This window comes from Arthrobacter sp. B0316-5-4, assembly GCF_059090325.1.
On the sequence record NZ_JBNHFN010000006.1, the window covers coordinates 153,944 to 166,201 of the forward strand.

Below are 12,258 nucleotides of genomic sequence, written 5' to 3' on the forward strand. Positions count from 1 at the left end.
AACTGAGCGTATGGCAGAATGGTTTCATGTTGCAACCAACCACCGGGGGCTGGACGGATCCCGAATGCCCCGTCGCCAGGGCGGCCGACCTTGTCGGCGACAGATGGACCCTGCTGATCATCAGGGATTCGCTGGATGGGAAGCGTCGCTTCTCCGAGTTTGAGAAGTCCCTGGGCGTCGCGAAGAACATCCTTTCGGACCGGCTTCGGCTGCTGGTTGACAGAGGCATCCTGACGCGGATCCCCAACCCCCGCGGTACCCGGAGCGAGTATGAGCTCACTGATACGGGGCGTGACCTCTTCACGCTGATCCTTAGCCTTCGGCAATGGGGCGAACGCAACGCTTTCGGCTCCAACGAACGGCACTCAGTCCTCATCGACACGTCGACCGGACAGCCAGTCCCACAGCTTCACCCCTTCGGATCCGGCGGGAAGGAACTCGGCCCCGAAGAAACCCAGGTGGTCAAGGTGGGCCAGCAGCTTCCCTGAACGCATCCCCAGGATCGCCCAGGTGAAAATGCTAAGGTTGCTCACCAATACCGAGGCCGCCACGGATAGGGGACAAGAGTGACGACTGAAGGACAGAAGCAACCGGAAGCCGGCGTCCAGGGCGAAGTAAGCCAGGACCGCTTCGTTGCGGGCCAGGATCTGACGCGCTGGAAATCCCCTATCGGGCGCACCTTGGCCAGGGGCGCCGAGTGGATCACCAGGCTCCTCGGCCCCTATGCAGCGCTCATCATCACACTGGTGGTGGGGCTTGCTGTCGCATTGTCCTTGGCGTTGGTTTTCGGCGAAGTTTACGAGTCCGTCACGGAAGCTGACGGCGTTGCGGGCCTGGACCATCCAGTACTTGATGCAGCCAAGACGGTCCGATCCCCTGCTTTGGATGTTGCGATCACCGCATACACAAATATCGGCGGCACAGTGGGCATGCCCATCATTGCCGTGGTGATCATGATTTTCCTGGCCGTGCGCAGGAAGTCCTGGACACCGGTCATCCTGATGCTTGCCGCCGGGCTCGGCTCACTGCTCATCACCGTCCTCGGCAAGCCACTCTTTGGCCGCACCCGGCCGGACCTCGCCGACGCCATCCCGCCCTACGAGCACTCGCCCTCCTTTCCCAGCGGACACTCCCTGAACTCCCTGGTGATCGCGGGCATCGTTGCGTATCTGGTCATCCTGAGGCTCAAGACCCTGCGCGCGCGGGTCATCACTGTGGTGGTGGCATCGGTATTTGCCATCACCATGGGGCTGAGCCGCGTCTACCTCGGCCATCACTGGCTGACCGACGTCCTGGCAGCCTGGGCCATTGGCATCTCGTGGTTGGCGCTGGTCATCACGGCCCATCGCCTCTATCTGACCGTGCGTACGAGGCGTCACGCTGCGGTAGTCTCTTGACACCGGGCCGATCTCTCGGCTTAACTAAATTACGTATGCTGAAATAACAGTTCCATGATGCGGAAGCAGAAGTACTGTGCTTCCTCCTGCTGACAAGCAGGGGTTCCGCATAGCCCACACCATGGATGCCAGCATTTGCCTGAGGATGACAAGCATGGAGCTTGCAGTATTCAACAGCCTTGACCGGGACGAGGCCATCAAGACCCTGACGCCTTGCCTGGATATCAGCCGCTGGGTTGAAACAATCGTCGACGCGCGCCCCTTCGCAAGCGTGGAGGATTTGCTGGCCCACGCCAACAAAGCCGCCGAACACTTCAGCCCAGCCGAAGTGGAGTCTGCCATGGCCCACCACCCCCGGATCGGCGAACGCCCCAAGGCGCAAACCACCGAGGCCGCGATGTCGCGTTCGGAGCAGGCCGGAGTAGACCCCGGCGACAACCAAACAACAGCTGCACTGGCCGAAGGAAATCGCGCCTACGAGGAAAAATTTGGCAGGGTTTTCCTGATCCGCGCCGCCGGCCGCAGCGCCGAGGAAATCCTCAACACGTTGCAGGAACGAATCACCCATACGCCCGAAGAAGAAGACACAATCGTGGCTGGCCAGCTGCGGGAGATCGCACTGCTGCGCCTCTCCGGACTGGTCAGCGAAGGAGTCAACGCATGAGCGTTTCGCAGGTTACAACCCATATCCTCGACACCGGTTCCGGTCGCCCGGCGGCGGGCGTCGCCGTCGTACTTTACGTCCGTGAAGGTGACGACTGGACCCTGGTGGCGAAGGGCGAAACGGACGCGGACGGCCGTATCAAGACCCTCGGCCCCGAGCGGATTCCCGGCGGAGCCTACCGGCTGAACTTCGCCACGGGCGCCTACTACGAAGGCCTCGGCACCGAGACGTTCTTCCCGGAAGTGGACTTGAACTTCACGGTCTCCGACGCCGGCGAGCACTACCACGTGCCCCTGCTGCTGAGCCCCTTCGCGTTCTCGACGTACCGCGGCAGCTAACCCACCCCGCCCAGTTGACAGTTAATGCCAATGTTCGCCAAGAACATTGGCATTAACTGTCGTATCGGCGGGAAACGGTAGGCTTTAAGGCATGGCTTCAGAGGACACCACCCCCAACTCCGCCCGCCGCGAAATCACGGTTCGCCGGGCACCCAAGTTCGTACCCTTCATGATTCTGGGCGCGGTGGTTGGCGCAATCGTGGCCGCGATCATCGCCTATGGCCGCCCGGCGGACCCCGCCTTCGACGCCAGCACCGTCTTTGGTTTCTTCCTGATCGTCTGCGCCGGCGGCGGCGTCATCCTGTTCTCGATCCTCGCCCTGGTCCTGGACCGCATCAGCGTCAAGCGCACACAGCGTGCCGTGGTGGAAGCCGTTCCGGATTCGGTCCCGGATGAAGGCCCAGAGCACGACGACGTCCGCTAAGCCAGGCGATAAGACCCACCTTTCGCGGGGCAGGCACTGTGAGACGTGTCGCATTTTGCCCGTATCGGCGCTGTTCGCGGGGTCACATACGCTGCAGGGGGACCTACCACGGCCACAACATGAGACAATCGACCAGTGGCACGTGGCGACGGAAAACTTTCTCATGATCTTCTCCCTGGCGAAAAAGGCCCCCAGGACGCTTGTGGCGTCTTCGGGGTTTGGGCTCCCGGTGAAGAAGTAGCAAAACTCACCTATTACGGGCTGTATGCGCTGCAGCACCGCGGACAAGAATCGGCTGGTATCGCTACCAGTGACGGCAAGCGCATCAATGTCTATAAAGACATGGGCCTTGTGTCCCAGGTCTTCGACGAGACAACCCTTAACACCCTGACCGGGCATTTGGCCGTTGGCCACTGCCGGTACTCCACCACCGGTGCAAGCCACTGGGCCAACGCGCAGCCAACCCTGGGTGCGACAGCAACCGGCACGGTTGCACTGGCCCACAACGGCAACCTGACCAACACCGCTGAACTCCGGGAAATGATCCTTGAGCGCAACGATGGCCAGCTGACCGGTGAGATGAAGCAGGGCAACACCTCTGACACCGCTCTGGTGACCGCACTCCTTGAGGGTGAAGAGGGCAAGACCCTGGAGCAGACCGCACTGGAGCTCCTGCCCAAGATCAAGGGTGGCTTCTGCTTCGTCTTCATGGACGAGGGAACCCTCTACGCAGCCCGCGACACTTACGGCATCCGCCCGCTGTGCCTGGGCCGCCTGGACCGTGGCTGGGTGGTCGCTTCCGAGCAGGCCGGCCTTGCCACCGTTGGTGCGAGCTTCATCCGCGAGATCGAACCCGGCGAGTTCATTGCCATCGACGAGGACGGCGTACGTTCGCAGCGCTTCGCTGAGGCGACCCCCGCCGGCTGCGTCTTCGAATACGTCTACCTTGCCCGCCCGGACGCTGCCATTGCCGGCCGCTCCGTGTACGAGGCCCGTGTTGAGATGGGCCGCCAACTGGCCCGCGAAAACACGCACGAGGCCGATCTGGTCATCCCTGTTCCGGAATCGGGTACCCCCGCGGCTGTCGGTTACGCCGAACAGTCGGGCATCCCGTTCGCCCACGGCTTCGTCAAGAACGCCTACGTTGGCCGTACCTTCATCCAGCCCTCGCAGACCCTGCGCCAGCTGGGTATCCGCCTGAAGCTCAACGCCTTGGAATCCGTGATCCGTGGCAAGCGCATTGTGGTGGTGGATGACTCGATCGTCCGCGGCAACACGCAGCGCGCAATCGTTCGGATGCTCCGCGAAGCCGGCGCTGCAGCGGTGCACGTGAAGATTTCCTCCCCTCCGGTTCAGTGGCCCTGCTTCTACGGCATCGACTTCGCGTCCCGCGCGGAGCTGATTGCCAACGGCGCAACCATCGAGGAGATTTCGCAGGCCATCGGCGCTGACTCGCTGGCCTACATCTCCGAGGATGGCATGATCGGCGCCACCCAGCAGCCGCGCGAACGCCTCTGCACGGCTTGCTTCACGGGCAAGTACCCGATTGAGCTGCCGCATGCGGACAAGCTGGGCAAGAACCTGCTGGAGCGCACGGATCTGGGCGGGCTGGACACTGCCGCCGAATCCGTGGACGACTCCGAGGATCCGGCCGAGAAGCCCGGAGCCACAGGCTGCGATCCGGGACCCGACGCCGAATTCGAAAACCTCCTTACCGACGCTGATCGTTTGACCGACGCCGACAAGAAAGAGTCTGTATGACCTCCGCAACCCCCGCCGCTGAAAACAACGCCGGCATCACCTACGCTTCAGCAGGTGTCGACGTCGAAGCGGGAGACCGCGCCGTCGAACTTATGAAGGATGCCGTCAAGGCGACCCACAACAATTCGGTGATTGGCGGCGTCGGCGGTTTCGCTGGCCTGTACGACGTCTCGAAGCTGCTGACCTACAAGAAGCCGCTGCTCGCCACATCCACTGACGGCGTGGGCACCAAGGTGGCCATCGCCCAGGCCATGGACATCCACGACACCATCGGTTTCGACCTGGTGGGCATGGTTGTGGACGACATCGTGGTGGTTGGCGCTGAGCCGCTGTACATGACCGACTACATCGCCTGCGGCAAGGTTGTCCCGGAGCGCATCGCCGACATCGTGCGCGGTATCGCGGCTGCCTGTTCTGTTGCCGGCACCGCCCTTGTGGGCGGCGAAACCGCTGAGCACCCTGGCCTCCTGGGTGAGCACGAGTACGACGTTGCCGGTGCCGCTACAGGTGTTGTCGAAGCCGATGCCCTGCTTGGCCCGGACCGCGTCCGCGCTGGCGACGTCGTGATCGGCATGGCTTCCTCCGGCCTCCACTCCAACGGCTACTCGCTGGTCCGTCGCATCATCAACCACGCTGGTTGGGCCTTGGACCGCCAGGTTTCCGAGCTCGGCCGCACGCTCGGCGAAGAGCTCCTGGAGCCGACCCGTGTCTACGCAGCCGACTGCCTGGACCTTGCACGTACCTTCCCGCTCACTGGTGGCGCCGCAGTTCACGGCTTCAGCCACGTGACCGGTGGTGGCCTGGCCGCCAACCTGGCCCGCGTCCTCCCGCAGGGCCTCGTGGCCACGGTTGACCGCAACACCTGGGAACTCCCCGCGATCTTCAAGCTGGTCTCCGAGCTGGGCAACGTCCCGCTGGCCGACCTGGAGCGCACGCTGAACCTCGGCGTGGGCATGATCGCCATCGTGTCCCCCGAAGTTGCCGACGCTGCCGTCGCCCGCCTCAACGACCGCGGACTGCCGTCGTGGGTCATGGGTACGGTTTCGGCTGACTCCGACTCGATCGACAAGACCGGCCCGGACTACGTCCAGGGTGCCAAGGGTGTCGACGGCGGCGCTGTCCGTTTGGTGAACGCGTACGCCTAAGCGGCCTCCTGTCGTTTTCCGCGCTTCCCCAACTAGGGGACACATAGGGTCGCTATGAGCGTTCATAGCGACCTTATCTGTCCCCTAGTTGGGTGACACCACCTGGATGAGGCTCAGCACGCCGCCCTGGGGGTCCCGGATGGTGGCCAGTGAGCCAGGCTCGGTGTTGTCCTCCGGTTCCACCAGCACCTCTCCCCCGGCAGCTACCGCAGCGTCGACAGCCCGCCGCACGTCCGCGACACCGAAATAGACCTGCCAGCCCGGCTCGTCGCCCTCGTCGGCAGGAACAATGCCGGCCACCTCGTCACCGTTGATCATCAGCGTGCTGTAGCTGCCGCCGTCGTCCTGGGGGTATTCGGTGACCTCATGCCCGAAAAGCTGCTGGAAGAACCCGACGGCGGCCTGCGGCTCAGGCGTCAACAGCTCGGCCCAGGCTAACGCGCCCGGCTCATTGAAGAGGTGGCTGCCAATGTGGGTACCGGCCTGCCAGACACCAGTGGTACCGCCGCCAGGGGGTTCAATAAACGCCAGCACCCCTGTATCCGCGACGTGCTCCGGCCCGAACTGGAGCTTCCCGCCGGCATGAACGGCGTCCTCCCCGATTTCCTCCGTGTCCGTGGCTGCGATGTAGATGTTCCACTGGCCATGTGTCCCGGCGGACTCCTGGAGGGGGTTCTGCGGGGCGATCACTGCCACGAGGTGCTCCCCAACGAAGGCCTGAGAGTAGCTCCGGCCGTCCGGGGTAGGCAGGTCCTTATAGCTCCACCCGAAAATGTGCTGGTAGAACTCTTTTGCCGCCGCCACGTCCCTGGTTTGCAGGTCGGCCCAGCACGGCTCGCCGTTGGTGTAGTGCTTCCGGGCCGTCATGCTGCCACGCCCGTCATGATGCTGAACGCTGCCCCTGCAGGGTCCATGAGCACTGCCATGCGTCCTATGCCCGGGACGTCGAACGCTGGGGCGATGACATGGCTACCTAGCTCCACGGCGCGGTCCACTCCGGCATCCACATTCGCCACGGCGAAGTAGGTCATCCAGAAGGGCGAAAGGCCCTCGATGGGCAGGGTGAGGGCGCCGGCGATTCGCTTTCCGTCCACCAGCAGGCTGGTGTACTCCTGCAGGTCACCCGCGGGCTCGGTCCGGCTGTCGCACCCGGTCACGGCCTCGTAGAACGCCACCGCCTTCGGGACGTTGTTGGTTTGGAGTTCGTTCCAGATCATGGTGCCGGGCTCGTTCACAAGACCTGATCCGGGATGGTTTTCGGCCTCCCAAAAACCGATCTGGGCTCCTGTGGGGTCTGTGGCGAAAAACATGCGGCCGCTGCCGTTGGGAACCGATTCGGGCTGCGAAAGCAACGATCCTCCAGCGGCTTCCACGCTCCGGGCGGTGGCATCAGCGGAATCCACGGCGAGGTAATTCGCCCAGTAGGACGGCATCCCCGGAGGCGCATCCGGCGATTGCTGCATCAGGCCTGCAACATAACGGCCCTTAAGCTTCGCCATGTAGTACGTCATGCCGTTCCCGGCGTCCCTGGCCTCCAGCTCCCAGCCAAAAAGGTCACGGTAGAACGTGGTGGACACGTCGATGTCATTGGAGGACAGGTCCACCCAACACGGTGTCCCCTGCTTGTAGCTATCGACCTCCGGCATGGTTCTCCCTTTCGATGCACCCGACCTCAAGACTACGCAGAAAAGGGCCCCCAGGGTACGCCAATGAACGGCGTGCCCTGAGGGCCCTTATCAAAAGATTTACGGCATCCGAAGATGCGCGATGACCTTGATGTACGACGGCGGTCCGCAACTCAGTGCCAGGGGCACCTGTTGGTCACGACAGCTATCCGATACGGCGGGTGTCTACCTCGTCGTCATCGTCTTCCGCGTACTTGTCCTCATAGGCCGAATAGTCCGGCTCCGGGGGATCTTCGGGGAAGTGGCTCTTTACACGACTGGACGGACCCGTGAGCTCCCGCTCAAGTGCCGAATAGTCAGTGTTCGGGGAGTAGTACTTAATGTCCCGAGCCTGCTTGGTAGCTTTTGCCTTTTGACGGCCGCGCCCCATGGCGTGACCCCCTTTTGTACTTGGACCGGAGGTGGTCACCTTGGCTATCGGTGAGGCCCCGGAATGTTTGGTCAATTTGTCGTATGTCTAGATTACATGCTTTCGGAGGTGCCTGCGTGCCAACACAACGCGGCAGCACGGCCAACCACAAGCAAAACCAAGGCTGGACACCTCCAACAAGGGTGAAAATTCGGTAGAGTCTGCCTCAATGCGACCCCAGAGCAGGAAGGCACTCACCGGAATATGAGCCAGGACAACACCCCACCACGTGACGGTTCACCACGCGAACAGGGCGAGGACGCGGTGGAACCGAATGCGCCGGGCCAGGAACCTCCCGCTGCACCGTGGGCCCCGCCTTCCGGTCTGCAGCCCGATCCAGCACCCGAAATGGATCCCGACTTCGTGCCCAATCCCGGCGAACAGCCGGACCCCGCGGCCCCGCCGACGGACGGCCAGCAGCCCAGCTACCCCAGTGCGTATCCGGGGCAGCAACCGAATGGGTCCGAAGAGTGGGAGCCCGAGCAGCACGGTGACCCGGTCAAGCGGCAGCGGCTGGTCATTGGCGGGATCGTCGTAGGTGTCCTGGTGCTTATCGGCGTGGTGATCTGGGTGCTGCTCAACCTGCTTGGCACGCGCCCGGAAGCGGCAACCCCCACCCCCAGTGCCACAGCAACACCCGGCCCACTCCCCCGTGATGCCGAGGCCAAGGACTTCCAAGTGGGAGACTGCTTTGCCGACTTCGACCCCAATGCTTCCAAAGCACGGGCCGTGGCGTGTGATACCGAGCACTCGGCCCAACTTGGCGCTGTTTTCACCTACGCCGGCGACGAGTCGTTCCCCGGAACCAATGCGTTGCGTGACAAGGGCCGCGAAGTGTGCCGGACAGTGAAGCTCAACAAGGCGGCCGACAACTACGTGCTGCTTCAGCAGAACGTCTACCCAAGCACCACCAGCTGGGATCGTGGCGACCGCCGTGTTGATTGCTTCATCGTTGTGGATTCCGGCAACACCATCAAGGAAGACCTCCTCGAAAAGTAGCTGCCGGCTCCCCTACTTCCTGCGGACCGTCAGGCCGGCACCCACCGGCATGCCGCCGTCGGCCCCTGCCATGGCTTCCAGCCCCTCAACGGTGAGCTCGTCCAGGTCCGCGGCAGTGTCCACCAGCACGGTGTCACCATCGCTGATCTCCCCTGCAAGGATCTCCTTGGCGAGCCGGTCGCCGATCTCGCGCTGGACAAGCCTGCGGAGCGGGCGTGCGCCGTACGCGGGGTCGTAGCCGGACATAGCCAACCACGCACGTGCGCCGTCGGTGACCTCCAGGCTGAGGCGGCGATCGCGAAGGCGCTTGCCCAGCTCTGCCACATGCAGCTCAACAATCCGGGCCAGTTCCTCAACGGACAGCGGATCGAACAGGACGATCTCATCCAGGCGGTTCAGGAACTCAGGCTTGAAGGATGCCTGCACCACGGCCATGACCGCTTCCCGCTTAGCCCTTGCGTCCAGTGACTGGTCCACCAGGAATTGGCTTCCGGAGTTGGACGTCAGCACCAGGATGGTGTTGCGGAAGTCCACGGTACGGCCTTGGCCGTCGGTGAGGCGACCGTCGTCGAGCACCTGCAGGAGGATGTCGAAGACCTCGGGGTGGGCCTTCTCCACTTCGTCCAGCAGCACCACCGAGTACGGGCGGCGACGGACGGCCTCGGTCAGCTGGCCGCCTTCCTCGTAGCCCACGTATCCCGGAGGGGCACCCACCAGCCGTGCTACGGCATGCTTCTCGCTGTACTCGGACATGTCGATCCGGATCATGGCTCGCTCGTCGTCGAAGAGGAAGTCCGCGAGTGCTTTCGCCAACTCCGTTTTGCCGACGCCCGTGGGGCCAAGGAACAGGAATGAACCCGTGGGGCGGTTGGGATCGCTGATACCGGCGCGGGCCCGGCGGACGGCGTCAGACACCGCCTGCACAGCCTTGCTTTGGCCGATCAGGCGCTTCCCCAGTTCCTCTTCCATGTGGAGGAGCTTCTGCGATTCGCCTTGGAGCATGCGCCCGGCCGGGATACCTGTCCAAGCGGAGATAACCTCGGCGATGTCGTCCGCGGTCACGTCCTCGGCCACCATGAGTTCGGGTGCGGAATCGCTTCGGGCGGACTCCTCCGCAGCGGCAGCGCTCAGCTCGCGTTCCAGTGCCGGGAGCTCGCCGTAGAGGATGCGCGATGCCGACTCCAGGTCGCCTTCACGCTGCGACTTGTCCGCGGCGGAACGAAGCTCATCGATCTTCGCTTTCAGGTCACCAACGCGGTTCAGGCCCGCTTTCTCGGCCTCCCAGCGGGCATTGAGGGCGCTGAGCTCTTCCTTCTTGTCAGCCATGTCGGCACGCAAGGCCGCAAGGCGTTCAACCGACGCGGGATCGGTCTCGTTCTGGAGCGCCAACTCCTCCATGGTCAAACGGTCGACGGCGCGGCGGAGCTGGTCGATCTCTTCCGGCGCGGAATCGATCTCCATGCGCAGCCGGGACGCGGCCTCGTCCACGAGGTCGATTGCCTTGTCCGGCAGCTGCCTGCCTGAGATGTAGCGGTTGGACAGGGTGGCCGCAGCCACAAGTGCGGAGTCGGCAATGGCTACCTTGTGGTGCGCCTCGTAGCGTTCCTTCAAACCACGAAGAATGCCGATGGTGTCCTCGACGCTGGGCTCACCAACGTAGACCTGCTGGAAGCGGCGTTCCAAGGCCGGGTCCTTCTCGATGTTCTCGCGGTATTCGTCCAGGGTGGTGGCACCAATCAGGCGCAGTTCCCCACGGGCAAGCATGGGCTTAAGCATGTTGCCGGCGTCCATGGCACTCTCGCCAGTAGCCCCGGCACCTACGACTGTGTGGATTTCGTCGATGAACGTGACAATCTGGCCGTTGGAGTTCTTGATTTCCTCCAGGACAGCCTTCAGCCGCTCCTCGAACTCGCCACGGTACTTGGCCCCGGCCACCATGGAAGCGAGGTCCAGTGCGATCAGGGTCTTGCCGCGCAGGCTTTCCGGGACGTCACCGGCCACCATGCGTTGGGCCAGGCCCTCCACCACCGCCGTCTTGCCGACACCGGGCTCGCCGATCAGCACCGGGTTGTTCTTGGTGCGGCGGCTCAGGACCTGGATGACGCGTCGAATCTCGCTGTCGCGCCCAATGACCGGATCCAGCTTGCCGGATCGTGCCACTGCCGTGAGGTCGGTGCCGAACTTCTCCAAGGCCTGGAACGTGTTTTCCGGGTCCGGTGAATTGACGTTTCTATCGCCACGGACACCCGGCAGGGCGGCGAGCAGCGCCTCATGGGAGGCACCGGCGTCGCGCAGTAATTTCCCGACGGCGTCGCTTCCGGCCGAGAGCCCCAGCAGCAAGTGCTCGGTTGAGACAAAGGAGTCACCGAGTTTGTCGGCCTCGCCTTGGGCGGCCTGGATGGCCTGCATGGACTGGCGGGACAGTTGCGCCTGCTGGACAGAACTGCCAGAGGACGACGGCAGCGCCTTGATGGCAGAGCTTGCCTGGACGCTGACGGCATCCGGGTCCGCGCCCGTGGCACGCAGGAGCGCCACTGCGACGCCTTCGCGCTGGTCCATGAGTGCTTTGAGCAAGTGTGCGGGCTCGAGCTGCGGATTGCCCGCGGTTGAGGCGTTCATGGCGGCCGCAGAAAGGGCCTCCTGGCTTTTGGTAGTGAATTTGACGTCCAAAGAGTGCACCCTTTCTGGTGAGACCGATTCTTTCAAGTTGAGTCTACTACGCTCAACTTTGAAATATGGGGCCTTGTGTTCCATGTTTGCCCACGGCGAAACCAGTGTCCAGAGCCGTCGGGTTCGGAGGCGCTTAGGCTGGGGGCATGGACACTATCTCCAGCGCGGAGGAACTCGAAGAACTCATTGGACGCCCCTTGGATCGCGTGCGGAAGAAGGTGCGACGACAGCTCAGCGCTTTCGACCGGCAATGGCTCGCCGCGAGCCCCTTCTGCGTGATCTCCACTACCGATGCCCAGGGCCGCGTGGATGCCTCACCCAAGGGCGACCCCGCCGGCTTCATCCACGTCCTGGACGACACCACCATCGCCATCCCCGAACGACCGGGCAACAAGCTCGCCTTCGGCTTCCACAACATCCTGGAGAACCCCAACGTCGGCATCCTTTCTGTCGTCCCGGGGCGCACCGACACCTTGCGGATCAACGGGACAGCGCGCATCGTCAGGGACGCAGACTTCTTTGAACACATGGTGGTCAAGGGGCACCGCCCACGGGCCGCCGTCGTGGTGACCGTGGAGGAAGTCTTCACGCACTGCGGCAAGGCATTCATGCGCAGCGGACTCTGGCAGCCTGAAACCTGGGAGACGGGAGATTTGCCGAGCATTGCCGTGCTCGCGAAGACCTACACCCAACCCGAAGCCCCGCTGGAGGAACTGGAGTCCTACTACGGACCCTCCTATGCAGAGGGAATGTACCGGGACTGACC

At 63.4% G+C, this 12,258-nt stretch carries 13 protein-coding genes; 9 read left to right on the forward strand and 4 right to left on the reverse strand.

The genetic code is table 11. The features are described 5' to 3' along the window. Nucleotides 1–26 precede the first annotated feature (26 nt). The 7 genes from AC5RU9_RS18955 (at nucleotide 27) to purM (ending at nucleotide 5,729) form a co-directional block, all read left to right on the forward strand. Complete coding sequence (locus AC5RU9_RS18955) at nucleotides 27–488, forward strand: winged helix-turn-helix transcriptional regulator (protein ID WP_494017668.1); 462 nt, start codon at nucleotides 27–29, stop codon at nucleotides 486–488. A gap of 78 nt (nucleotides 489–566) precedes the next feature. Beyond that, the gene (locus AC5RU9_RS18960) at nucleotides 567–1,397 is read left to right on the forward strand and encodes a phosphatase PAP2 family protein (RefSeq protein WP_494017669.1); all 831 of its coding nucleotides are present in this window, start codon (nucleotides 567–569) and stop codon (nucleotides 1,395–1,397) included. 154 nt (nucleotides 1,398–1,551) lie between these two features. Further along, complete coding sequence (uraD, locus tag AC5RU9_RS18965) at nucleotides 1,552–2,061, forward strand: 2-oxo-4-hydroxy-4-carboxy-5-ureidoimidazoline decarboxylase (protein WP_494017670.1); 510 nt, start codon at nucleotides 1,552–1,554, stop codon at nucleotides 2,059–2,061. Then, complete coding sequence (gene uraH / locus AC5RU9_RS18970) at nucleotides 2,058–2,399, forward strand: hydroxyisourate hydrolase (protein ID WP_017199951.1); 342 nt, start codon at nucleotides 2,058–2,060, stop codon at nucleotides 2,397–2,399. The genes uraD and uraH overlap by 4 nt, the downstream gene beginning before the upstream one ends. Before the next feature lie 91 nt (nucleotides 2,400–2,490). Then, the gene (locus AC5RU9_RS18975) at nucleotides 2,491–2,823 is read left to right on the forward strand and encodes a hypothetical protein (protein WP_211712727.1); all 333 of its coding nucleotides are present in this window, start codon (nucleotides 2,491–2,493) and stop codon (nucleotides 2,821–2,823) included. Nucleotides 2,824–2,958: 135 nt separating this feature from the next. Then, nucleotides 2,959–4,584, forward strand: coding sequence for an amidophosphoribosyltransferase (purF, locus tag AC5RU9_RS18980; RefSeq protein ID WP_211712726.1), 1,626 nt, complete (start codon nucleotides 2,959–2,961; stop codon nucleotides 4,582–4,584). After that, a complete protein-coding gene (purM, locus tag AC5RU9_RS18985) occupies nucleotides 4,581–5,729 on the forward strand; it encodes a phosphoribosylformylglycinamidine cyclo-ligase (protein WP_494017671.1) in 1,149 nt (382 codons plus the stop codon). The genes purF and purM overlap by 4 nt, the downstream gene beginning before the upstream one ends. Before the next feature lie 84 nt (nucleotides 5,730–5,813). On the opposite strand, the gene AC5RU9_RS18990 is transcribed toward purM, so the two are convergent. The 3 genes from AC5RU9_RS18990 to AC5RU9_RS19000 all read right to left on the reverse strand — a co-directional run bounded on the left by AC5RU9_RS18990 (nucleotide 5,814) and on the right by AC5RU9_RS19000 (nucleotide 7,784). Continuing rightward, complete coding sequence (locus tag AC5RU9_RS18990; protein ID WP_494017672.1) at nucleotides 5,814–6,596, reverse strand: VOC family protein; 783 nt, start codon at nucleotides 6,594–6,596, stop codon at nucleotides 5,814–5,816. Next, complete coding sequence (locus AC5RU9_RS18995) at nucleotides 6,593–7,375, reverse strand: VOC family protein (protein WP_494017673.1); 783 nt, start codon at nucleotides 7,373–7,375, stop codon at nucleotides 6,593–6,595. The genes AC5RU9_RS18990 and AC5RU9_RS18995 overlap by 4 nt, the downstream gene beginning before the upstream one ends. Nucleotides 7,376–7,559: 184 nt before the next feature. Then, a complete protein-coding gene (locus AC5RU9_RS19000) occupies nucleotides 7,560–7,784 on the reverse strand; it encodes a DUF3073 domain-containing protein (RefSeq protein WP_024818182.1) in 225 nt (74 codons plus the stop codon). A 243-nt stretch (nucleotides 7,785–8,027) separates the two neighbouring features. Between AC5RU9_RS19000 and AC5RU9_RS19005 the strand changes: the two genes are divergently transcribed. After that, complete coding sequence (locus tag AC5RU9_RS19005) at nucleotides 8,028–8,822, forward strand: septum formation family protein (RefSeq protein ID WP_494017674.1); 795 nt, start codon at nucleotides 8,028–8,030, stop codon at nucleotides 8,820–8,822. Between the two features lie 12 nt (nucleotides 8,823–8,834). Here the strand turns inward: AC5RU9_RS19005 and clpB are convergent, their stop codons facing one another. After that, the gene (gene clpB / locus AC5RU9_RS19010) at nucleotides 8,835–11,492 is read right to left on the reverse strand and encodes an ATP-dependent chaperone ClpB (RefSeq protein WP_494017675.1); all 2,658 of its coding nucleotides are present in this window, start codon (nucleotides 11,490–11,492) and stop codon (nucleotides 8,835–8,837) included. 146 nt (nucleotides 11,493–11,638) lie between these two features. Between clpB and AC5RU9_RS19015 the strand changes: the two genes are divergently transcribed. Beyond that, nucleotides 11,639–12,256 (forward strand): MSMEG_1061 family FMN-dependent PPOX-type flavoprotein, encoded by a 618-nt coding sequence (locus AC5RU9_RS19015; protein ID WP_494017676.1) that lies wholly within the window; start codon nucleotides 11,639–11,641, stop codon nucleotides 12,254–12,256. The last annotated feature ends 2 nt before the right edge of the window (nucleotides 12,257–12,258 follow it).

What these genes read in the sequence shown, in the direction of transcription:
- AC5RU9_RS18955 (WP_494017668.1), top strand. Translation starts at nt 27, where the DNA reads ATGTTGCAACCAACCACCGGGGGCTGGACGGATCCCGAATGCCCCGTC.
- uraD (WP_494017670.1), top strand. Translation starts at nt 1,552, where the DNA reads ATGGAGCTTGCAGTATTCAACAGCCTTGACCGGGACGAGGCCATCAAG.
- uraH (WP_017199951.1), top strand. Translation starts at nt 2,058, where the DNA reads ATGAGCGTTTCGCAGGTTACAACCCATATCCTCGACACCGGTTCCGGT.
- AC5RU9_RS18975 (WP_211712727.1), top strand. Translation starts at nt 2,491, where the DNA reads ATGGCTTCAGAGGACACCACCCCCAACTCCGCCCGCCGCGAAATCACG.
- purM (WP_494017671.1), top strand. Translation starts at nt 4,581, where the DNA reads ATGACCTCCGCAACCCCCGCCGCTGAAAACAACGCCGGCATCACCTAC.
- AC5RU9_RS18990 (WP_494017672.1), bottom strand. Translation starts at nt 6,596, where the DNA reads ATGACGGCCCGGAAGCACTACACCAACGGCGAGCCGTGCTGGGCCGAC.
- AC5RU9_RS18995 (WP_494017673.1), bottom strand. Translation starts at nt 7,375, where the DNA reads ATGCCGGAGGTCGATAGCTACAAGCAGGGGACACCGTGTTGGGTGGAC.
- AC5RU9_RS19000 (WP_024818182.1), bottom strand. Translation starts at nt 7,784, where the DNA reads ATGGGGCGCGGCCGTCAAAAGGCAAAAGCTACCAAGCAGGCTCGGGAC.
- AC5RU9_RS19005 (WP_494017674.1), top strand. Translation starts at nt 8,028, where the DNA reads ATGAGCCAGGACAACACCCCACCACGTGACGGTTCACCACGCGAACAG.
- AC5RU9_RS19015 (WP_494017676.1), top strand. Translation starts at nt 11,639, where the DNA reads ATGGACACTATCTCCAGCGCGGAGGAACTCGAAGAACTCATTGGACGC.